At 71.8% G+C, this 20,135-nt stretch carries 18 protein-coding genes; 10 read left to right on the top strand and 8 right to left on the bottom strand.

The features are described 5' to 3' along the window. Window positions 1-127: 127 nt before the first annotated feature. From L0H79_RS11380 to L0H79_RS11370, 3 genes are read right to left on the bottom strand one after another with little or no spacing between them, the layout of a single operon-like run. Complete coding sequence (locus tag L0H79_RS11380; RefSeq protein ID WP_301484722.1) at window positions 128-961, bottom strand: class II fructose-bisphosphate aldolase; 834 nt, start codon at window positions 959-961, stop codon at window positions 128-130. Then, window positions 958-1,911 carry a 1-phosphofructokinase family hexose kinase gene (locus L0H79_RS11375; RefSeq protein ID WP_301484721.1) on the bottom strand — a complete coding sequence of 318 codons (954 nt, stop codon included), beginning with the start codon at window positions 1,909-1,911 and terminating at the stop codon, window positions 958-960. Before L0H79_RS11375 ends, L0H79_RS11380 begins: the two co-directional genes overlap by 4 nt. Further along, window positions 1,908-2,819, bottom strand: coding sequence for an ROK family protein (locus tag L0H79_RS11370; protein ID WP_301484720.1), 912 nt, complete (start codon window positions 2,817-2,819; stop codon window positions 1,908-1,910). The genes L0H79_RS11375 and L0H79_RS11370 overlap by 4 nt, the downstream gene beginning before the upstream one ends. Window positions 2,820-3,076: 257 nt before the next feature. Here L0H79_RS11370 and L0H79_RS11365 point away from each other — a divergent pair, with 257 nt between their 5' ends. The 4 genes from L0H79_RS11365 to menC are packed head-to-tail and all read left to right on the top strand — an operon-like array spanning window position 3,077 to window position 7,341. Then, the gene (locus tag L0H79_RS11365; RefSeq protein ID WP_301484719.1) at window positions 3,077-4,489 is read left to right on the top strand and encodes an amino acid permease; all 1,413 of its coding nucleotides are present in this window, start codon (window positions 3,077-3,079) and stop codon (window positions 4,487-4,489) included. Continuing rightward, window positions 4,486-5,391: a universal stress protein gene (locus tag L0H79_RS11360; RefSeq protein ID WP_301484718.1), complete on the top strand. Its 906-nt coding sequence runs from the start codon at window positions 4,486-4,488 to the stop codon at window positions 5,389-5,391. The genes L0H79_RS11365 and L0H79_RS11360 overlap by 4 nt, the downstream gene beginning before the upstream one ends. Window positions 5,392-5,410: 19 nt before the next feature. Continuing rightward, window positions 5,411-6,229 carry a GNAT family N-acetyltransferase gene (locus L0H79_RS11355; protein ID WP_301484717.1) on the top strand — a complete coding sequence of 273 codons (819 nt, stop codon included), beginning with the start codon at window positions 5,411-5,413 and terminating at the stop codon, window positions 6,227-6,229. Beyond that, window positions 6,226-7,341 (top strand): o-succinylbenzoate synthase, encoded by a 1,116-nt coding sequence (gene menC, locus L0H79_RS11350; RefSeq protein WP_301484716.1) that lies wholly within the window; start codon window positions 6,226-6,228, stop codon window positions 7,339-7,341. The genes L0H79_RS11355 and menC overlap by 4 nt, the downstream gene beginning before the upstream one ends. 43 nt (window positions 7,342-7,384) lie before the next feature. On the opposite strand, the gene ddaH is transcribed toward menC, so the two are convergent. From ddaH to L0H79_RS11325, 5 genes are all read right to left on the bottom strand, one after another. Beyond that, on the bottom strand, window positions 7,385-8,167 hold the full coding sequence (ddaH, locus tag L0H79_RS11345) for a dimethylargininase (protein ID WP_301484715.1): 783 nt from the start codon (window positions 8,165-8,167) through the stop codon (window positions 7,385-7,387). 100 nt (window positions 8,168-8,267) lie between these two features. Then, window positions 8,268-10,808 (bottom strand): ABC transporter permease, encoded by a 2,541-nt coding sequence (locus tag L0H79_RS11340; RefSeq protein WP_301484714.1) that lies wholly within the window; start codon window positions 10,806-10,808, stop codon window positions 8,268-8,270. A 1-nt stretch (window position 10,809) separates the two neighbouring features. Continuing rightward, entirely contained in the window at window positions 10,810-11,586 is a 777-nt protein-coding gene (locus L0H79_RS11335) for an ABC transporter ATP-binding protein (RefSeq protein ID WP_301484713.1), read from the bottom strand. A gap of 67 nt (window positions 11,587-11,653) precedes the next feature. Beyond that, a complete protein-coding gene (locus L0H79_RS11330) occupies window positions 11,654-12,361 on the bottom strand; it encodes a response regulator transcription factor (RefSeq protein ID WP_301484712.1) in 708 nt (235 codons plus the stop codon). Then, a complete protein-coding gene (locus L0H79_RS11325; protein WP_301484711.1) occupies window positions 12,358-13,563 on the bottom strand; it encodes a sensor histidine kinase in 1,206 nt (401 codons plus the stop codon). Before L0H79_RS11325 ends, L0H79_RS11330 begins: the two co-directional genes overlap by 4 nt. Window positions 13,564-13,732: 169 nt before the next feature. Here L0H79_RS11325 and L0H79_RS11320 point away from each other — a divergent pair, with 169 nt between their 5' ends. From L0H79_RS11320 to L0H79_RS11295, 6 genes are all read left to right on the top strand, one after another. Beyond that, a complete protein-coding gene (locus L0H79_RS11320; protein WP_301484710.1) occupies window positions 13,733-13,999 on the top strand; it encodes a hypothetical protein in 267 nt (88 codons plus the stop codon). Between the two features lie 87 nt (window positions 14,000-14,086). Continuing rightward, entirely contained in the window at window positions 14,087-16,894 is a 2,808-nt protein-coding gene (locus L0H79_RS11315) for a tetratricopeptide repeat protein (RefSeq protein ID WP_301484709.1), read from the top strand. 178 nt (window positions 16,895-17,072) lie between these two features. Continuing rightward, window positions 17,073-17,762, top strand: coding sequence for a hypothetical protein (locus L0H79_RS11310; RefSeq protein ID WP_301484708.1), 690 nt, complete (start codon window positions 17,073-17,075; stop codon window positions 17,760-17,762). Then, window positions 17,759-18,529 (top strand): DUF2306 domain-containing protein, encoded by a 771-nt coding sequence (locus tag L0H79_RS11305; RefSeq protein ID WP_301484707.1) that lies wholly within the window; start codon window positions 17,759-17,761, stop codon window positions 18,527-18,529. The genes L0H79_RS11310 and L0H79_RS11305 overlap by 4 nt, the downstream gene beginning before the upstream one ends. Further along, window positions 18,526-19,413: a GNAT family N-acetyltransferase gene (locus tag L0H79_RS11300; RefSeq protein WP_301484706.1), complete on the top strand. Its 888-nt coding sequence runs from the start codon at window positions 18,526-18,528 to the stop codon at window positions 19,411-19,413. The genes L0H79_RS11305 and L0H79_RS11300 overlap by 4 nt, the downstream gene beginning before the upstream one ends. Window positions 19,414-19,475: 62 nt before the next feature. Then, window positions 19,476-19,907 carry a hypothetical protein gene (locus L0H79_RS11295; RefSeq protein ID WP_301484705.1) on the top strand — a complete coding sequence of 144 codons (432 nt, stop codon included), beginning with the start codon at window positions 19,476-19,478 and terminating at the stop codon, window positions 19,905-19,907. The last annotated feature ends 228 nt before the right edge of the window (window positions 19,908-20,135 follow it).

Here is a 20,135-nt window from a genome sequence, read left to right as displayed (position 1 = left end):
TCTCGATCGGGATTGCTGCACTCTCGATCGGGATAGCTGCACTCTCGATCGGGATAGCTGCACTCTCGATCGGGAGTAGTGCACTCTCGAAGGGGAGTAGTGCACTGTCGATCAGGGTGGGGCGCGGTCAGCGCAGGGCGAGCAGCTCCATGAGGCGCACCGCCTCGTCGGTGACCGCAGAGCGGGCAGCGCCAAGGTATCGGCGGGTGTCGACGGTCGGCGCCTGCTCGAGGCGGGCAACGAGAGCCTGCGTGAAGACGTTGTTGAGGTGCGTCGCGATGTTGACCTTCGTCATCCCGGCCCGGACCGCCTCGGCGAGACCCGCGTCGTCGACGCCCGACGAGCCGTGCAGCACGAGCGGCACGGGCACGGCGTCGCGGATCTGCCCGATGAGGTCGGTGTCCAGACGCGCGGTCCGCTCGACCATGGCGTGCGAGCTGCCGACCGCGACGGCGAGCGCGTCGACGCCTGTCTCGGCGACGAACTGCGCGGCATCGCCCGGGTCGGTCCGGACACCGGGAGCGTGGACTCCGTCCTTGCCGCCCACCTCGCCGAGCTCTGCCTCCACGCTGACCCCGGCCGCCCGGCAGAGCTGCACGACCCTGTTGGTCTCGGCTCGGTTCGCGTCGTCGGGCAGCTTCGACCCGTCGTACATGACGGAGGTGAGTCCCAGCCGCACGGCCTCCTCGATGAGGTCGACGTCCTCGGCGTGGTCGAGGTGGACGACGACCGGCTGCGCACAGCTCTCGGCGATGGCGAGGCTCGCCTGCGCGAGAGGCCGCAGCGCACCGTGGTAGCGCACGCAGTTCTGCGAGATCTGCATGACGACAGGCAGGTTCGTCCGCTCGGCGGCTGCGGCATAGGCCTCCGCGTGTTCGAGCTGGATGACGTTGAAGGCCGCGAGGCCACGGCGGGCGTGGCGCGCTTCGGCCAGGACGGTGCTGAGGTTGACCAGGGTCATCTGCGGCTCTCCTTCACGTCGACGGCTGCTGCGAGCCGCTCAATGTCGGCTGGGTCGACTGCTCCGGCGACGGGCTGCAGCACCGCCGCTGCCGACCAGGCGCCCCCACGACGCAGCGCCCGTGCCCACGCCTCGGGTCCCTGCGGAAGCCCCCCGGCGGTCTCGAGCTCGGTGGCGAGGGCGGCAGTCAGCGCGTCCCCGGCACCAGTCGGGTTGCCCGCCAACGGTTCTCGCAACCGCGCATGCAGCGCCACGTCCTCGTGGAGCAGGTGCAGACCGTCGGCCCCATCGGAGATGACCGCCGCGCGTGCTCCGGCATCGACGAGGATCCTGAGGAGCGCCGCAATGCCGCCGGCGCCGCGACCGAGGGCAGCCGTCGCGGACTCGGCCTCGACCCGGTTGGGCTTGACGAGGGTCGGGCGCTGCGACAGGGCGGCAACCAACGGCGCGCCGGCCGTGTCGACGACCACCGGCACGCCACGATCCTCGCCGATCCCGGTCAGCGTTGCGACGAGGTCGACCGGCGCCTGCTCTGGCAGGCTGCCCGAGATCGTCAGCACCGACCCAGGCTCGCTGAGCGAGGCGAGAACCTGCACGACGGCCTGCCAGACCGTCGCTGGTTGGGCAGCCCCGCTCTCGTTGAACAGCGTGGCCTCCCCCGCCGCATCGAGCACGGCGATGGATCGCCGGGTCGGGCAGGGCGACTCGACGAGGCGATGGGCGATGCCGCGGCGCTGCAGATCGGTGTCGAAGAAGGGGATCTCCCGGCGGCCCACCGGCGCTACCGCGACCGAGTCGCGGCCCATCGTCGTCAGCACGGCAGCCACGTTGAGGCCCTTGCCGCCTGCCCTCTCGTGAACCGAGCCGACACGATGGGAGGCGCCGAGCGTCACCTCGTGAACGGCATACGTGATGTCGATGGCCGGGTTCGGGGTGACCGTGACGATCATCGGCCGGCCAGTTCGAGCGCGATGGTCGCTGCGCCGAGGGCGCCGGCGCGGTCGCCGAGCGCGGCGGGGGCGACGCGGACGACGTCGCGGTCGCCGAGCCGGTGGGCGAGCTCGGCGCGCAAAGGGTCGAGCAGGGTCGCGCCCGCGCGGACCAGACCGCCACCGATGAGCACCAGCTCGATACCGACCGCAGCGACGACGGGGGCGACAGCGCGGGTCAGCGCGTCGATGGCTTCGTTCCAGACGCGGGTCGCCTCGACTTCGCCGGCCCGGACTCGCTCGGCGACCTGCCTCGCGTCGCCGGTGAGCCCGGTGGCGGCGGACCAGCGCCGGCCGATGGCGCCGGCGCTGGCCACCGCCTCGAGGCACCCGCGCTGCCCACAACCGCAGAGGGGGCCATCCGGTATGACGATGACGTGGCCGATCTCGCCGGTCCACAGCGAGCCGGTCACGGGGCGGCCACGAACCAGGATCGCGCTCGCGAGCCCCGTGCCGAGGGGGACGAACAGGACGTTGTCGACCCCGCGTGCCGCGCCGAGGCGGTGCTCGGCCAGCAGCCCGGCGCGTACGTCGTGGCCGACTGCGACAGGAACGTTGAGTTGCACACCGATCACGGCGCGCAGGTCGAGGTCGTGCCAACCGAGGTTGGCCGACCAGACCCCGATGCCGGCGTCGTCGACGAGGCCGGGCACGACGACCCCTACGGCGAGCGGGTCTGCGCCCGCGACCTGGGCGGTCAGCTCGGCGACGATGTCGGCCGTCACCTCACCGAGGCGTTCCCCGACCCGTGGGGGCGTCGGACGCACGGTGTGGGCTGCGACGTCGCCCTCCGGCGTCGCGAGAACACCCTTGATGCGGGTGCCGCCCACGTCGATCCCGACGACCATGTCCTGTGTCACCCAAGACATCCTATGCGCAACCGTGATTGTTTGACGACCCTCATGAGCATGTTCAATCAGACGTCTTCAACCGTTGCGCACGGTGGGAGCCCGGCCCCATCTCGGTCCGCCGTGGAGCGGATTCGTTCATACGAATGCAGCAAACCCTCGTGTCACTCTTGACACCACGGTTAACCTCCACAAGTCTCGGGGCGGCGGCCCACAGATCGGAGAGCGCGATGGCATCGCTACGAGAGCAGGTTCTGCGACGCAAGCCAGTCACGGAGATGTCCGCCGAGACCGGTGCCGATACCGGGAAGAGCGAGCTGTCTCGCTCGATCGGGTTGTGGCAGCTGACCTCGATCGGCATCGGCGGCACGATCGGGACCGGCATCTTCTTCATCCTGAGCCAGGCAGTACCGATGGCAGGCCCGGCCGTCGTCTGGTCCTTCGTCATCGCGGCCGTCGTCGCGGGACTGACCGCAGTCTGCTACGCGGAGCTGGCCGGCGCGGTGCCCGTGTCGGGCTCCTCGTACTCCTACGCCTACGCCACCCTCGGGGAGCTGACCGCGCTCGGCGTCGGCGCCTGCCTGCTGCTCGAGTGGGGCGTCGCGGGCGCCGCCGTTGCGGTGGGCTGGTCCGAGTACGTCAACCAGTTCCTGCAGAACCTCTTCGGGTTCCAGATCCCCGAAGCGTTGGCCAACGCCCCGGAGCAGGGCGGCATCGTCAACCTGCCGGCGGTCCTGCTCGTCGTCATGTGCAGCCTGCTGCTGATCCGCGGGGCCAGCGAGTCGACGACGATCAACGCCGTCATGGTCCTGATCAAGATCGGCGTGCTGATCATGTTCGTCTTCATCGGCGTCCAGGGCTGGAACGCCGGCAACCTGGTTCCCTTCGCGCCGGAGGGTTTCGGCGGCGTCACCGCCGCGGCCGGCGTCATCTTCTTCTCCTTCATCGGCCTCGACGGCGTCGCGACCGCAGGGGAAGAGGCGAAGAACCCGCACCGCAACCTGCCGCTTGCGATCATGATCTCGCTGGTCGTCGTGACCATCATGTACGTCCTCGTCTGCCTGGTCGCCGTGGCGGCCCAGTCGACACCCGACTTCGAGGGCCAGGAGGCCGGCCTCGCCCAGATCCTCATGAACGTGACCGGCGCCGAGTGGCCGGGCACGGTGCTGGCCGCCGGCGCGATCATCTCGATCTTCAGCGTGACCCTGGTCTCGCTCTACGGCCAGACCCGCATCCTCTTCGCGATGTCGCGCGACGGCATGGTCCCCCCGGTGCTGCACAAGGTGAACCCACGCACCCTCACGCCGGTGCGCAACACCACCATCGTCGCGGTCGTGGTCAGCGTGCTGGCCGGTTTCATCCCGATCAACTTCCTCGCCGAGATGACGAGCGTCGGCACCCTGGTTGCCTTCTTCACCGTCTCGATCGGCGTCATGATCCTGCGTCGCACCGCCCCCGACCTGAAGCGTGGGTTCAAGGTCCCGTTCTATCCGGTGACCCCCATCCTGTCGGCCGCCGGCTGCATCTACGTCATCCAGGGTCTGCGTGCGGTGACGCTGATCGTCTTCGTCATCTGGATCGCTGTCGCAGTTATGTGGTACTTCGGCTACAGCAGGCACCACTCGCACCTCGGTCGGCACGAGCACGTCGGCCTCGCATCCGACGCGCCCGAGGGGGCGGACGAGCGATGAGCATCGTCGTCGGCTACCCGGCAAACAGGCGCGGGCACGCAGCGATCAACCTCGGTGCCATGCTGGCCAGATCCACCGAGCGGCCCCTGGTCGTCTGCACCGTCGTGCCCGCCCCATGGATGCCCGCCAATGCCCGCGTCGACTCGGAGTACCGCAAGAAGCTCCAGCAGATGGCCGACCGCGCCCTCGACCAGGCCCGGGCCGACCTGCCCCCCGGCGTGGAGGCCGAGTTCGTCGTGCACCGTGCACGTTCCGCGGCCAGCGGCCTGCTCGAGGTCGCCAACCGATACGAGGGCAGGTTCCTCGTCATCGGCTCCTCCACGGCCGGGATGTTCGGCCACGTCACCCTCAGCAGCGTCGCCGACCGGCTGCTGCACAGCTCCCCCGTCCCGGTCGTGCTCGCCACCCGGGGGTTCAGGTGCACCGGCGACGACTACGTCACGCGCGCAACCGTGGCCTACAACGGTTCCCAGCTCGCGAGCCAGCTCGTGGCCGCCACCCGGCTGATCGCCTCGCCCGCCGGGGCCGCGGTGCGACTCGCCGCCTTCGCGGTGCAGCCGGCCCCACCGGACACCGCCCTGCTCCGCGCCGAGGCCGGCGGCATCGTCGACGAGTGGGTCGAGACGATCCGGGCCGCCGCCAAGCGTGACTTCGGCGAGCAGGAGGACGGCCCCCGGGTCACCGACGAGATCGAGGTCGTCGTGGGCCGCGGACAGAACTGGGGCGAGGCCCTCGATGACATCGAGTGGGACGAGCACGAGGTGCTCGTCGTGGGCTCGAGCCGCTTCGGGCCGGCCTCCCGAGTGTTCCTCGGTTCACGCGGGTCCAAGATCGTCCGACACTCGCCGGTGCCGGTCGTCGTCGTGCCCCGCGCCGCCATCAAGGAGGTCGAGACGCCGTGACGGGCTGGTCGGGCGCAGCGTGAGCCACCGCTTCGAGGCCAGGGGGGAGCAGCAGACCATCGAGCCGGTCGTGGACATGGAGCAGTTGCGCCAGGTCGGTGACCTGTTCACACAGGTATGGGGCCGCAACCCCGACGGCGTGCCGATGCCCGGCGAGATGCTGCGCAGCCTTGTCCACGCCGGGGGCCTGGTCTCGGCGGCGCGGAGCGAGGACGTGCTCGTCGGGGCCGCCGTGCTCGGTCGCAGCCTGCCCGGCGAGTGCTACAGCTACCTCGCCGCGGTGCGACCGGGCTACGCCGACCGCGGGATCGGCCGGGCCCTGAAGCTGCACCAGCGCGAGTGGGCGCTCGACGCAGGGCTGAGGACCATGGAGTGGACCTTCGACCCGCTCGGCGCCCGGAACGCGCGGTTCAACCTGGTCAAGCTGGGCGCGGTCGTGCGCGAGTACGAGATCGCGTTCTACGGCGCGATGCATGACTCGCAGAACGCCGGGGAGATCGGTGACCGCCTCGTCGCTCGCTGGGAGCTGGACACCGACCGGGTTCGCGCGGCCATCAGCGGATCCGGCAGCGAGCCGCCCGGTCCCAGCGGCGCAGTGCTCGCCACCGGACCTGACGAGGCTCCCTTCGCCTGGCTGGACGGGGAACACCGCTGGGTCCGAGTCCCGCGCGACATCGTGGCGTTGCGCAGCCAGGACCGTGCCGCCGCCAAAGCCTGGCGACTCAGTGTCCGGGACGCCTTCACTGCAGCCCTCGGGGACGGCTGGCTCGCCGACGGGCTCACCCGCGAAGGGTGCTACCACTTCAGCCGGGACAGCTCAGGACAGGATGAGAGATGAGAGTCGACCACCTCGAGGTGCGCTGGGTCAGGTTGCCCCTGGTGGCACCCTTCCGGACCTCGTTCGGCACCTCCTACGACCGCGAGACCTTCCTCGTGCGTGTCGTCACCGACGAGGGCGTGCAGGGCTGGGCGGAGTGCGGGGCCGAGCCGGAGCCGCTCTACTCGAGCGAGTTCCTCGCAGGTGCGGAGCTGGTGCTGCGCGAGCACCTCGTGCCCCGGCTCGTCGCGCTCGGCGACCGGCTGGCCGCGCACCACGTCAGGCCGGCCCTGGCTCCGGTCACGGGCCACCCCATGGCCAAGCACGTCCTCGAGACGGCGATCCTCGACGCGGAGCTGCGCGCCACAGGCCTGGGCTTCGCCGACTACCTCGGCTCGATCCGTGACCGCGTACCCGCCGGCGTGTCGGTCGGGATCATGGACGAGATCGCGGACCTCGTCGCGGCGGTCGGCGACTACCTCGACCAGGGCTACGTGCGGATCAAGCTGAAGATCGAGCCGGGCTGGGACCTCGAGCCGGTCCGGGTGATCCGGGAGACCTACGGCGACATCCCGCTGCAGGTCGATGCCAACGCCGCGTACAGTCTGCTCGACGCCCAGCACCTGGCCCGGCTCGACGAGTTCGACCTGCTGCTCATCGAGCAACCGCTGCCGGAGGACGACATGCGTGGCCACGCGGAGCTGGCCCGGCGGATCCGCACCCCCGTGTGCCTCGACGAGTCGATCACCTCGGCCCGGGACGCCGCGACCGCCATCGCCCTGGGCGCCGCAGCCATCATCAACATCAAGCCGTCGCGTGTCGGTGGGTATCTCGAGGCCCGGCGGATCCACGACGTCGCGTATGCACACGGCATACCTGTCTGGTGCGGTGGGATGCTCGAGACCGGGATCGGACGCGCCCCCAACCTCGCCCTGGCCGCCCTGCCCGGCTTCACCCTGCCCGGGGACACCTCGGCCTCGGACCGCTACTACCGGACCGACCTGACCGAGCCCTTCGTCCTCGAGGACGGGCACGTGCGCGTGCCGGCCGGGCCGGGCACCGGCGTCGAGGTGCTGCCGGACGTCCTGCAGGACGTCACGGTGTCGGTCAGCACGATCCCCTGGCAGGCCTGAAGGCACGCGCCTGCGATGTGATGTGGCCGTCGAGGTATGGCGCTCAGCCCGAGACGGGAACCCCACGCATCCGCACGGACAGGCACGTCACACAGCCCTCGAGCTTCTCGAACTCGGAGATGTCGACGGCCACGGTCTCGTACCCACGCTCGCGCAGCAGCCTGGCCGTGGCCGGCGCGCTCGTGGACATGAGCAGCCGGTTCCCGCCGAGCAGCACCACGTGCGCACCGTGCTCCTCCGGCACGGCAAGAAACGGCTCGAAGGTGTCGGCGTCGTCGACCAACGGGGGATAGCCGATGACGGTGCCGTCCGGGAGCGCGGTCACGGCCGACTTCAGGTGCAGGACCTTCGTCAGCGGGACCGTGACCACCCGGGCGCCGAACTCGGCCAGGTGCGCGGCCAGCTGCGCGATCCCCTGCTCGTTCGTGCGCCCGCCTCGGCCGACGTAGACGGCGCCGCCGAACTTGAGCACGTCGCCGCCGTCGAGGGTGCCCGGCGCGACGATGCGAGCGACCCGGTAGCCGGCGTCGCAGACCGCCTGCTCGGTGCCCGAGGTCTCCGGCTGGCGTTCGAGGGCGCCGGGCCTGGTGATGACCGCGAGGTCGCCGTAGGTCACCACGGTGTCCTCGACGAATGCGCTGTCCGGACAGTCCGGGGCGGCGGCGACCTCGGTGATGGACCAGTCCGAGTCGGCCAGCGCCTGCACGTACCCCTCCCACTGGCGCAGCGCCAGCTCGGGGTCGACGGGCTGGCGGGCAACGTGGGTGATCAGCCCCTCGGCCAGACGGGGGCTCGGGCGGCGGACAAGTGCTTTGAGGACCTCCATACCGGCGAGCCTACCGAGCGCGAGCCCCGTCCACCGTGCGCGATCCCGGCGGTGCCGATACTCGGAGGGCGGCTCGCCTCGGACCAGTCGACCATGCGCGTCACTCGGCGGCGAGCGCGACCGCCGGCGCCACCGCGGCGGCCCGGCGAGCCGGCAGGACCGACGCGACCAGTCCCGCCACGAGAGCCACGACGACGACGAGCCCGAGACGTCCCCACGGCACCGACAGCAGCGTCGTGGCCTGACCGGTGAGCAGGGCCCGGGCACCGGCCCATCCGTAGCCGATCCCGAGGGCACACCCGACGATCGCCCCGACGGCCGAGAGCAGCAGCGCCTCGAGCGCGACGGTCAGGCGCAGCTGTCCCCGCGTCAGGCCGATCGCGCGCAGCAGCGCTGACTCGTGGGTCCGTTCGAGGACCGACAGCGACAGGGTGTTGCCGATCCCGACGACCGCGATGAGCACGGAGATGCCGAGCAGTGCGGTGACGACGAGCAGGGCGACGTCGAGCGCCTCACTGATCTGGGCCCGCTCCGGAGCCGAGCCGCTCACGACGAGCCCGGGCACGTCGGCGGCCGCGGCGTTCACCGCCTCCATCGCGCTGGGCAGGTCGGCTCCCTCCGTGAAGCGCAGCCACACCTGCGCCACGCCCGCCTGTGGCGCGAGCCGCCTCAGGTCTGCCTCGGTGGCGAAGTACGGGTAGGGCAGTCGACCGCCGACATGCACGACGAGGCTCGTATGCCGCTCACCGACCTTCACGATCACGCGCTCCCCCGTCGCGAGCCGGGTGTCCTGCGCAACCTGCTGGTCGACGAGCAGGGTGCCCGGGGTCGCGGCCAGCACGGACGGGTCCCGCAGGACGTCCGCGGCATCCGTCGGCAGCCCGACGAGCGGCATACCCTCCGCGGTAGGCGCGCCGCGTCCGGCGGTGAGCTCTGCGGTGACCTGCGGCAGCCGTGCCGTCGCTGCGGCGACGCCGAGTCGCTCCAGACGGGCGACCGCATCGGCTGGGAGGCTCGCCCCCGAGCCGCTCACCATGACATCGACGGGGTAGTGGCGGTCGATCTCGTGGGCGGCACTGGCGCTCGCGGTCTGGCCGCCGACGAGCATCATCGCGATGAGGGTGACACCGACGAGGAGCGCGGCGGAGGTCGCGGCGGCTCGCGCCGGGTTGCGCACGGCACCCTCGACGGCGAGGTCACCAGGCGGCCCGGCCAGCCTGCTCGCGAGCCGGCCGAGGAGCCGAGCGAGCGCGGGCACGTAGCGGCGAGAGAGCAGCAGGACCCCGGCGAAGGAGACGGCGCCGCCGAGGATCGCGACGACCAGGCCGAGCATCAGGTCCTGCTCGCCGAACACCGTCGGGCCCGCGACGAGCAGAGCCGTACCTGCGACCAGCACGAGCAGGGCGACGACGAGCCGGACGGTCGAGGCCCGGGAGCGACCGGTCGGCGGCAGCGCGGGGCGCAGCGCCTCGAGAGGCGCGACCCGACCGGCCCGCCAGACCGGCAGCGCGGCGGCAAGGACGGTGACGGCCACTCCGGCGACGGCGGGGAGCGCCATCGCGGTCGGGTCGAACGCGAGATCCAGCTGCGGCAGCCCGAGCGCGGCGCTCCGGTTGGCGAGCCGTGCGAGGGCGGCAGCGAGCCCGAGGCCCAGGGCGACTCCGGTGAGCGCTCCGACCAGGCCGACGACGCACGACTCGACCAGCACCAGTCGGCGCACCTGCGCGCCGGTCGCTCCGACGCACCGCAGCAGCGCGGTCTCGCGGCGGCGACGGGCGACGAGGACGGCGAAGGTGTTGCCGATGACGAGGGCCGACACGAAGAGCGCCACCGCGGCGAACGCGAGCAGGAGGATGCCGAGCAGGTCGACTCCGCCCGTCGCCTGCGCCAGCAGGTGCTGCGCCTGCTCGTCCCCGGTCCGCACGACCGCCTGGCCACCGAGTGCCGCGGCGACCTCGCTTCGGACGTGCTCGGCAGACGCTGCGGGCTGACCGGCGACGTCGATCTCGCGGTAGCCCTCCTCCCCGGTCCACGCGGCGACATCGGCGTCGGTGGCGAACGCGACCGGGGTCGAGCCGTAGCGCGGGTCGGCTGCGGCGTCGATGATGCCGACCACCGTGGCCGCTGCCCGGTGCTGCGAGCCGACCCCGTCATCCGGTGCCGTCGCCGATCCCCGGCTGTGGGTGAGATCGTCGACCCTGACGGTGTCGCCGACCCTGAGCCCGGATCCGGCTGCGGCAGAGCGCGACAGCGCCAGCTCCCCTCCGCTGGTCGGCATCCGGCCGTCCACCAGCCGGGCTGCGCTCGTGGGTGAGGGCGGCGTCGAAAACTGCACGTCACGGGGCCCGCTCGGCAGGGTGAACCGGGTCCATCCGACCCGGTGCGCGACGACGCCGGCAACGCCGGGCAGGTCCCGTAGCGTCTGCGCCGCCGGCTCCGGGACCGGGGCACCCTGCGACGGCAGGACGACGGCGGCATAGTGCGACAGGTCTCCGGTCAGGGCTGCCTGAGTCGAGGATCTCAGGGAGGTCGTCAGCGTCATACTCGCGGTGACGAAGGCGACGCCGATGACGACGGCGATGGCGGGCGCCAGGTAGCGACGCGCCTGCTGCCTCAGTGAGGCGAGGGTCAGGGTCAGCACGTCACGCCCCCATCGTGCGCATCGCATCGAGGACGGCGTCGGGGTCGGGGTCGGTCAGCTCCCCCGCGACCTTGCCGTCGGCGAGCAGGACCACGCGGTCGGCGTAGGTCGCGGCGCGAGGGTCATGGGTCACCATGACGACGGTCTGGTCGAGCTCGCGCACGCTCGTGCGCAGGAACGACAGCATCTGTGCCCCGGTCTGCGAGTCGAGGGCGCCGGTGGGCTCGTCGGCGAAGATGACGTCGGGACGGGTCAGCAGCGCTCGGGCGACCGCGACACGCTGCTGCTGGCCGCCGGAGAGCTCGCTCGGCCGGTGGTCCAGCCGGTCGGCAAGGCGCAGCGCCTCGATGACGTGGGTCATCCACTCGCGGTCGGGCCGGCGCCCGGCGAGCCGGAGCGGGAGCAGCATGTTCTGCTGGGCGCTCAGCATCGGCAGCAGGTTGAGCGACTGGAAGACGAAGCCGACCCGTCGCCTGCGCAGCAGCGTGAGTGCCCGGTCGCCGAGGCCGGTGAGGTCCGTGTCGCCGAGCCAGACCCGCCCGGAGGTCGGGGTGTCGAGCCCAGCGAGGCAGTGCATCAGGGTCGACTTGCCGGAGCCGGACGGGCCCATCACCGCGGTGAGCTGCCCGACGGCAAACTCGATACTGACGTCGTCGAGGGCACGCACGGCGCTCGGCCCCGAGCCGTAGAGCTTGGTGAGGCTGTGGGTCCGCGCGGCCGGTGCGAGCTGGGGTCGGGGTGCGGCCTCGAAGGTCCCAGCCGTGGAGTGCGTCGTCATGAGTCCACTCTCCCGGTCAGGACCGAGCTGGCACATCGGCTCGTGAGCCCAGCTCGGCGGTTGCGGGCTACGACCGTGGTCGTACCTCGACGAGCCCGGTCTCGTAGGCGAGCATGACCATCTGCACGCGGTCGCGCAGGTCGAGCTTGGCGAGTATCCGCCCGATGTGCGTCTTGACCGTGGCCTCGGCGAGGTGGAGCGTAGCGGCGATCTCTGTGTTCGTCAGGCCCTGTCCGACCGCGGTGAGGACCTCGACCTCGCGGGGAGTCAGTGGTGAGAGCCGCTCTGCTGCAGCAGCTTCCGCTGCCTCGACCTCGCCCGGCGACGGCAGGTCGGCAACGAAGTGGTCGAGGAGGCGACGCGTCGTGCTCGGGGCGATGACCGAGTCGCCGCGGTGGACGGCGCGGATCGCAGCGAGCAGCTCGTGCGGCCCGGCATCCTTGAGGAGGAAGCCGGCCGCGCCGGCTTTGAGCGCGGCGAAGGCGTACTCGTCGAGGTCGAAGGTCGTCAGCACGACGACTCGCGGGGCGCCCGGGCGCCGGAGGAGCTCGCGCGTAGCGGCGACCCCGTCGAGCCGTGGCATGCGGATGTCCATCAGGACGACGTCCGCGGGAGTGCGGGCGAGCAGGTCGAGCGCGGCCCGGCCGTCCCCCGCCTCGCCGACGACGACCATGTCGTCCTGGGCGTCGAGGACCATCCGGAAGCCGGCCCGGACGAGCTGTTGGTCGTCGACGAGGACGATCCGGATCCCGCTCTCAGCGGGGCCACCGCTCATCCGGATCTCCTTGGCGTCAGGGGTAGCTCGGCGCGGACGCGGTAGCCGCCGCCCGGGCGTGGGCCTGCCTTGAGGGTGCCGCCGGTGGCCGCCGCCCGCTCGCGCATGCCGATGGTCCCGTTGCCGCTCCCGTCGTCGGTGGCTGCGGCCCCCCGCCCGTCGTCCTCGACCTCGACGACCAGAGGGTCGCCGCGGGTGACGCTGACTCGCACGCTGGCGGCAGGCCCGGCGTGCTTGAGGACGTTGGTCAGGGCCTCCTGGATGATCCGGTATGCCGCCAACTCGACCTCCCGGGGCACGCGGGCTCCACTGCCGGTGACGTCGAGCTCGACCTCGTGGCCGGCGCTCCGGACCCTGCCGATGAGGTCGTCCATGTCGTCGAGTGAGGCGGTCGGCGCGTACTCGGTTGCCCCGTCCCCGGATTCACGGAGCACCCCGACGAGTCGGCGGGTCTCGTCGAGCGCCTCGCGGGCGGTCGTGCCGATGGTCTGCAACGCCACCGACGCCTGGCTGCGCGTCCACGCCGGGGCGTGCTCAGCGGCATACGCGGCTCCATCTGCCTGAACGACGACGACGGACAGGCTGTGCGCGACGATGTCGTGCATCTCCCGCGCGATGCGCGCGCGCTCGGACTGGGCTGTGAGCCGGGCGCGTTGGTCACGGTCGCGGCGCAGGGCGGCGTTCTGCTCCTCCAGGGTGGCGATGACCCGGAGGCGGGAGCGCTTGACGTCGCCGGCGAACCACGACATGACGGGCAGTCCGACCAGGAGACCGAGATCCAGCAGGAGCGCGTAACGGCTTGGGGGGGCAAGGCCGAGCCCGAGGGTGGCGATGAACCCGCCGATGATCCCGACACCAAGGCCGGCCCAGCGCAGGGTCGGCTGGCGGCCGTACGCGGCGAGGGCGTAGCTCGCGAAGAGGAAGCCGACGTCCGAGGCCATCGGTGCCGCGACGGTGACGACCTGCAACGCGCAGGCGAGCGTGACGATCGTGAAGACGAGGGTCGGGGTGCGGCGGCGCAGCGCGAGGGGCAGTGTCTGGGCGGTGCCGATGAGCGCGTAGTCGAGCGAGCCCGGTCCGGACGCGACGAGGAAGAGGAACCAGAGCCCGACACCGATCACGCCGTCGATCAGCAGCGCGCGGCGCTGCGGCCACGTGTAACGGTGGGTCAGTGCCCCGTTGTCGCGGGCTTCGGTCGGCACGATCCCGAGCGTAAGGGGCGTGCTGGGGTGGGTGCGTCAGCCCTCGGTCTGATCCTCTGGGTCGCGGTCGCTCTCGGTGTCGATCCGATGTCGAACCGGCTCGCTCGGCGCCTGCTTGACGGTGATCCGGATGATGCCGGGCCGGGGGCGCGCGAGGTACCGTGAAGGTATGCGCGGGGATCGCGTGGAGATTGTCATAGATGCAGGCGGCGAGGTCCGCACCTACGAGATCGTTGCCACCCGAAATGGGCGTCGGGTCGAGATCGCGACGGGCCGCGGCGTCGTCACGGTGACCGAGGTGACGAGAAGTGGCACCCCGGTGCGCACGGCCCGGTTCATGGCGAGCCGGATCCTGGCCCTCGTCGAGCACCCGGCCGCCGACCAGAACATCGCCCGAGAGGTCATCGAGCCGCGTCCGATCCGCTCCTCCGGGTGACGGCTTCGCTTGGTGGCGGGTCCCGCACCCGAGGGGTGCGTGCCTCCGGCAGCCCGCTGTGCGGCATACCTCCCCTACGCTGGCTGAATGCCTGTCCTGGGCGCCAAGCTGCACGTCCCCCGCTCGCGCCGAGAGCTCGTGGCCCGGGCTCGTCTGACCGACCGGATCCGGGACGGAGTCCGCTCGACGGTCAGGCTGGTACTGGTCGCGGCGCCGGCCGGGTTCGGCAAGACGACAGTGCTGACCCAGTGGCTGGCGACGACCGACGCGCCGACCAGGCTCGCTTGGCTGTCGTTGGATGCTCGAGACGCCGAGGTGCGGCGGTTCCTGACCAACCTCGTCGCCGCGGTCCAGGCGAGCAGCCCGGAGGCCGGCGCTGCCGCGACGGCCCTGCTCGACCCCGACCGCGGCGCCCCCGTCGAGGACGTGATCGCCAGCCTGGTCAACGACCTGGACGCGCTGGCCGGACCCACCGTCCTGGTGCTCGACGACTACCACGTCATCGACGCCGCACCGGTTCACGAGGCCGTCACCTTCCTGCTCGAGAACCTGCCGCCCCAGGTCACCCTGGCGATCACGACACGGGCAGACCCGCCGCTTCGCCTGGCCCGCCTGCGGGCTCGCGGCGAGCTGCTGGAGCTGCGCGCCGCCGACCTGCGGTTCACCCACGCCGAGGCCGAGGCGTTCCTCAACGGCGTGATGCGGCTGGGCCTGCAACCGCGTCACGTGACCGCGCTCGAGGCCCGGACCGAGGGATGGGCGGCGGGCCTCCAGCTGGCAGCGCTGTCGGCCGGGCACCGACCGAACAGCGGGACGGACCTGGACGGCTTCGTCGCGGCGTTCGCCGGCAGCGACCGGTTCGTCCTCGACTACCTCGTCGAGGAGGTGCTGGAGGGCCAGCCCGACACGATCCGGTCCTTCCTGCTCAGCACGTGTGTCCTCGACGAGCTGTCCGGACCACTGTGCGACGCGCTCGTCGGACGCACGGACAGCCAACAGACGCTGGAGACGCTCGAGCTCATGAACCTGTTCGTGGTCCCGCTCGACGACGCGAGACGATGGTGGCGCTACCACCACCTGTTCGCCGACGCGCTGCGCGCACGTCTGGTCGGGCACGACCCGGAGCGAGCCAGAGGGCTGCACCACCAGGCCGCGAGCTGGTATGGCGCCCACGGCCGGCTCACCGACGCCATCCCACACGCGCTCGCCGGCAACGACACGGAGCAGGCAGCCGACCTGGTCGAGCTCGCCCTCCCGCAGCTGCGCCGGCGACGCGAGGACCGCACCCTGCGGCGGTGGCTGCAGGCCCTTCCCGAAGACGTCAGAGGCCGTCGTGCCTTGCTCGCCACCGGGTCCGCCTGGGCGCGACTGTCCGAGGGTGACCTGGAGGGTGTCGACGCGTGGCTCGACGCCGCCGAGGACGCGCTGGGTTCGGCACCAAGGCCGGTCATGCTCACCGAGACGCCCGCGTTGCGCGACGCGGTCAGGGACCGCGACAAGGATGTGGCCGGCCTCTCCGCGATGGTCGCGGTGTACCGCGCCTCGGCCGCCCAGGCGCGCGGCGACATCGCCGGGACCATCGCGCACGCCCAGCATGCCCTGGACCTCGTGAGGCCCGGGGACCACGTCTCGCATGGAGCAGCGGCAGGCTTCCTCGGCCTGGCCGCATGGGCGGCGGGCGACCTGCAGACCGCCCTCGACACCTTCGGTCAGGCCGTCCGGAGCCTGCACGCCGCGGGCAACGTCGCCGACGAGCTCGGTGCGACGGTGGTGCTGGCCGGCCTGTGGCTCGCCCGGGGGCGGCCGGATGAGGCACAGCGTCTCTACGAGCGCGCCCTCGAGGTCGCAGAGGCAGGTCCCGAGGCGCCGCGGTCCACGACCGGCGACCTGCACGTCGGTCTGGCCGACGTGCTCCGAGAGCGCGGCGAGCTCGCCGCGGCCGAACGGCACCTGCAGACGGCGAAAGGCCTCGGCGAGCAGGCGTCGCTGCCGGAGAACCGGCACCGGTGGTACACGACCATGGCCGGGCTCCTCCAGGCGCGAGGCGATCTCGACGGCGCGGAGCAGATGCTCAATGCCGCGATGCCGCTCTACCTACCGGGGTTCTTCCCGGACGTGCGCCCCATCCCGGCCCTGCGAGCACGCCTCCACATCGTGCAAGGGAGGTCGGCCGACGCGCGGGACTGGGCCCGTGAAGCAGGCGTGGACACTGCGGTGGGTCTGGACCCTGAGGTGCGCCGGGCGCACGACGCTGGGCGTGAGGACGCCCCGTCCTCCGCCGCGGAGTTCAACCGGCTCACCCTCGCCCGGCTCCTCATCGCCGAACATCGAACTCGACCGTCCGCCAAGACCGCCCGAGCCACGCTCGGTGACGCCCTCCAGATGCTCGACGGGGTCCTGACGGCGGCGGCGGCAGGCGGTCGCCGCGGCAGCGAGGTCGAGGCACACATCCTCCGTTCCCTGGCCCAGCAGGCTCGCGGGGACCTCGACCGTGCCCTCGACGACCTCGGACGCGCGCTCGCGCTCGGCATGCCGGTCGGTTACCGCCGGCTGTTCCTCGACGAAGGCGAACCGATGACGCAGCTGCTGCGAGCCGCCGCCGACGGCGCGGACCCGGGCACGGCGGCATACGCAGCCGACCTGCTCGATCCCACCCAAGGGCCCGGATCCGCTCCGCCAGCGTCGGGACGGCCCCATCCTGACGACGGACTCAGCGACCGCGAGCTCGAGGTGCTCCGGCTCCTCGCGACCGCGATGACCGGTCCGGAGATCGCCCGGCAGCTCTTCATCTCGGTCAACACGCTGCGCACCCACACCAAGCACATCTTCACCAAGCTGGGCGTCAACACTCGCCGCGCTGCGGTCCTGCGCGCGGCCGAGCTGAACCTCAGCTAGCCACCCCCCAGGTCGCCTCGCGTCCGCGCGGCGCCCCGTACCTGACTCTCGCACATCACCAAGCCGGTCACATCACGTGGTGATGTGCGGTCACCACGCTGCTCCCTACCGTCGCAGACATCGCCGGACGCCCCCCACCACCGGTCCGGTCACGACATCGAGACCCAGGAGCACCCCCATGGACATCACCTCCGCCGGCCTGACAAGGACCGCCGGCGCCGCCGCCGCGGTCGCCGGGACCGTCTTCATCGCCGTCCAGATCAACCACCCGGCGCCGGACACATTCACCACCGAGACCACGCAGTGGGTGGTCCGCAGCGGCGCGAAGGCGGTGATGGCGGCGCTCGCACTGGCGGGCATCACCGGCATGTATCTGCGCCAGCACGGCAAGGCCGGCCTGCTCGGGCTCGTCGGCTACGTCGTATTCGCCGCCGGCTACCTGGCGATGCTCGGCGCCGAGGTCATCGCCATCGCGGTCCTTCCGAGCCTCGTCGCCGCCGAGCCGGGGTTCGTCGACGACGTCGTCGCCGCCGCCACCGGCGGCACGCCGCAGGGTGACATCGGCGGGTTGCCGACACTGTTCAACCTCGCGGGGGCCGGTTACCTGCTCGGCGGTCTGCTGTTCGGCGTCGCCCTGCTGCGCACCCGTGTCCTCGCCCGCTCGGCGGCGGCGCTGCTCGCGGCCAGCACGGTCGCGACGGTCGCGCTGGCCGTGCTGCCCGAGTCGTTCAACCGGCCGTTCGCCGTCCCAGCGGGTATGGCGCTCATCGGGCTGGGTGTGTCGCTGTGGCGCAACCACGCCGACCGGTCCGCCCTCGCCGTGACCAGCGGCGCGACCGGCCTGGACCGCGAGGACGCAGTCCGATGAACGGGGCGGCCCGCATGACCGCCGAGCGGCCCGCCGCTGCACGTGGTGCACGTGGCTGGCCGGTCCCGGTCGCACTCATCGCCCTCGCTGCGATCCCGTTGGCGGCCGGAGCGCTCCGGCTGGTCCAGCTCGCCGGCGGCCCCGCGGTGATGCCCGCCGACGTCAGGTTCGCCGGCTTCCCGACGGCGCTGGTGGGGCACATCGTGGGCGCCGCGCTCTACGCACTGGTCGGCGTGCTTCAGTTCGTGCCCCGGTTCCGGCGCCGGCACCGGGTCTGGCACCGCCGCGCCGGCCGCGCGCTGGTCGTCGCGGGCCTCCTGGTCGCCGGGTCAGCGTTGTGGCTCACGCTGTTCTACGCGCCCCAGCCCGGCACCGGCGATCTGCTCTACGTCCTCCGTGTGGTGTTCGGCTCGGCGATGGCCGCCAGCCTCGTCCTCGGGTTCGCCGCCATCCGCCGCCGCGACATCGCCGCCCACCGCGCCTGGATGATCCGCGCCTACGCGATCGGCCTTGCCGCCGGCACGCAGGTGTTCACCGAAGGCATCGGCACCGCACTGCTCGGCGGCGGCGAGGTCCAGGGCGACATCGCCAAGGCCGCTGGTTGGGTCGTCAATCTCGCCGTTGCCGAATGGGTCATCCACCGGTCGTCTCGCCAGCGGCCGTCTCGCCGGCGACCGTCTCGAAATCGCCATGGTGGACCACAGCCGGTTGGCGGGCCCCTGGTGCGCAGCGCGCCCGGACAACACCGAGCCGGAGCACCGTCGTGAACACGAGGGCTCCCGTTGCTCCGGCGACCTACGAGATCCGGGTCGACGGCCACCTCGACGACCGGTGGTCCGAGTGGTTCGGCGGCCACCTGACCGTCACGGACGACGCAGACGGCACCACCCTTCTCGCGGGGCCCATCGTGGATCAGGCCCAGCTTCACGGGGTGTTGGCCGGGCTGCGCGACATCGGTGCCACCCTCCTCGAGGTTCGCGCGGCGACAGCGGTCAGAGTCGCGACGCCACCGGTCACGGCCGCGACGCCACCGGTCACGGCCGCGACGCCACCGGTCACGGCCGCGGTGCCCGCGAACCCGCCCGTGCTCGGCCATCCGCTGCACACCCGACGCCTGACCCTCCGGCCGGCCACCGCGCACGACGCCGACTCGACCTGGACCTTCCGTCGGCTCCACGAGGTGAACGAGTGGCTGGTCGGTCGCCCCGCTCACCTCGCCACCTATCGTGACCTGTTCCTCGAGCCCGCCCGCCTGGCCAGCACCGTCGTCGTCCAGCTCGGTCACCACCCGGCCGGAACCGTCATCGGGGACTTCATGCTCCGCCGTGAGGACGCGTGGGCGCAGCAGGAAGTGGCCGACCAGGCACGCGGCGCCCAGGCGGAGCTCGGGTGGGTCCTCCACCCGGCCTACACCGGCCACGGTTACGCCACCGAGGCTGTCCGCGCACTGCTGCGCTACAGCTTCGACGGCCTCGGCGTTCACAGGGTGGTCGCGAACTGCTTCCTCGAGAACGAGTCGTCCTGGCGGCTGATGGAAAGGGTCGGGATGCGCCGCGAGGTCCATGCGGTGCGCGAGTCCCGGCACCGTTCCGGCCGATGGCTCGACACCGTCGGCTACGCCCTGCTCGCCGACGAATGGCGGGCGCCATGACACACCTCAGCCGAACCGAGCTACCACCCCGTCAGTCAACTCAAGCCCACCAGGAGAACGTCATGTCCGTCGCCACCACGTCAGCACCCATCGCCACGCTCGAGCTCTCCCCCGCGCGCCTGAACGTCTTGCGCGCCGGCTATGCCTTGATGGGCGTCGGCCTCGCGGTCGTGAGATGGCCGCTGCTTCCCCACGCCGAGGACCTGCCGCTGTACGAGGGGGTGACGTTGTGCCTGCTGACCGCGATGTCACTGCTCGCGCTGCTCGGCCTGCGGCACCCGGTCAGGCTGCTGCCCCTGCTGCTGCTCGAGACCGCTTGGAAGCTCCTGTGGTTGGGCCTGATCGCCCTCCCGAAGGCCGTTGCCGGAGATCTGGACCCGGCCACCACCGACATTGTGGTGAATTGCTCCCTCGTGGTCCTCATCATCGCCGTCGTCCCGTGGCGGCACGTATGGCGCAGCCTCGTCCGCGCGCCCGGGGACCGCTGGCGCTGACAGGGGGCTGCGACGTTGGGCTGCCGTGCCGGACTCAAGATCCGGCGGATCCTGCCGCCACCAGTCAGCACGGCCACCGGCGACCGTGTGGGTCGATTGCGGATCACGCGGCACGGTCCACTAGCCTGTCACCGTTGGCGGCTCCTTCGGCTCGCGAGGGTGGATCGGCCAGCCCTCGTAGCTCAGGGGATAGAGCACCGCTCTCCTAAAGCGGGTTGTCGCAGGTTC

This window comes from Intrasporangium sp. (assembly GCF_030452765.1).
Classification (GTDB): domain Bacteria; phylum Actinomycetota; class Actinomycetes; order Actinomycetales; family Dermatophilaceae; genus Intrasporangium_A.
This window is presented reverse-complemented; position numbering and strand designations above follow the sequence as displayed.

What these genes read in the sequence shown, in the direction of transcription:
- L0H79_RS11380 (WP_301484722.1), bottom strand. Translation starts at nt 961, where the DNA reads ATGACCCTGGTCAACCTCAGCACCGTCCTGGCCGAAGCGCGCCACGCC.
- L0H79_RS11375 (WP_301484721.1), bottom strand. Translation starts at nt 1,911, where the DNA reads ATGATCGTCACGGTCACCCCGAACCCGGCCATCGACATCACGTATGCC.
- L0H79_RS11370 (WP_301484720.1), bottom strand. Translation starts at nt 2,819, where the DNA reads ATGTCTTGGGTGACACAGGACATGGTCGTCGGGATCGACGTGGGCGGC.
- L0H79_RS11365 (WP_301484719.1), top strand. Translation starts at nt 3,077, where the DNA reads ATGTCCGCCGAGACCGGTGCCGATACCGGGAAGAGCGAGCTGTCTCGC.
- L0H79_RS11360 (WP_301484718.1), top strand. Translation starts at nt 4,486, where the DNA reads ATGAGCATCGTCGTCGGCTACCCGGCAAACAGGCGCGGGCACGCAGCG.
- menC (WP_301484716.1), top strand. Translation starts at nt 6,226, where the DNA reads ATGAGAGTCGACCACCTCGAGGTGCGCTGGGTCAGGTTGCCCCTGGTG.
- ddaH (WP_301484715.1), bottom strand. Translation starts at nt 8,167, where the DNA reads ATGGAGGTCCTCAAAGCACTTGTCCGCCGCCCGAGCCCCCGTCTGGCC.
- L0H79_RS11335 (WP_301484713.1), bottom strand. Translation starts at nt 11,586, where the DNA reads ATGACGACGCACTCCACGGCTGGGACCTTCGAGGCCGCACCCCGACCC.
- L0H79_RS11330 (WP_301484712.1), bottom strand. Translation starts at nt 12,361, where the DNA reads ATGAGCGGTGGCCCCGCTGAGAGCGGGATCCGGATCGTCCTCGTCGAC.
- L0H79_RS11320 (WP_301484710.1), top strand. Translation starts at nt 13,733, where the DNA reads ATGCGCGGGGATCGCGTGGAGATTGTCATAGATGCAGGCGGCGAGGTC.
- L0H79_RS11315 (WP_301484709.1), top strand. Translation starts at nt 14,087, where the DNA reads ATGCCTGTCCTGGGCGCCAAGCTGCACGTCCCCCGCTCGCGCCGAGAG.
- L0H79_RS11310 (WP_301484708.1), top strand. Translation starts at nt 17,073, where the DNA reads ATGGACATCACCTCCGCCGGCCTGACAAGGACCGCCGGCGCCGCCGCC.
- L0H79_RS11305 (WP_301484707.1), top strand. Translation starts at nt 17,759, where the DNA reads ATGAACGGGGCGGCCCGCATGACCGCCGAGCGGCCCGCCGCTGCACGT.
- L0H79_RS11295 (WP_301484705.1), top strand. Translation starts at nt 19,476, where the DNA reads ATGTCCGTCGCCACCACGTCAGCACCCATCGCCACGCTCGAGCTCTCC.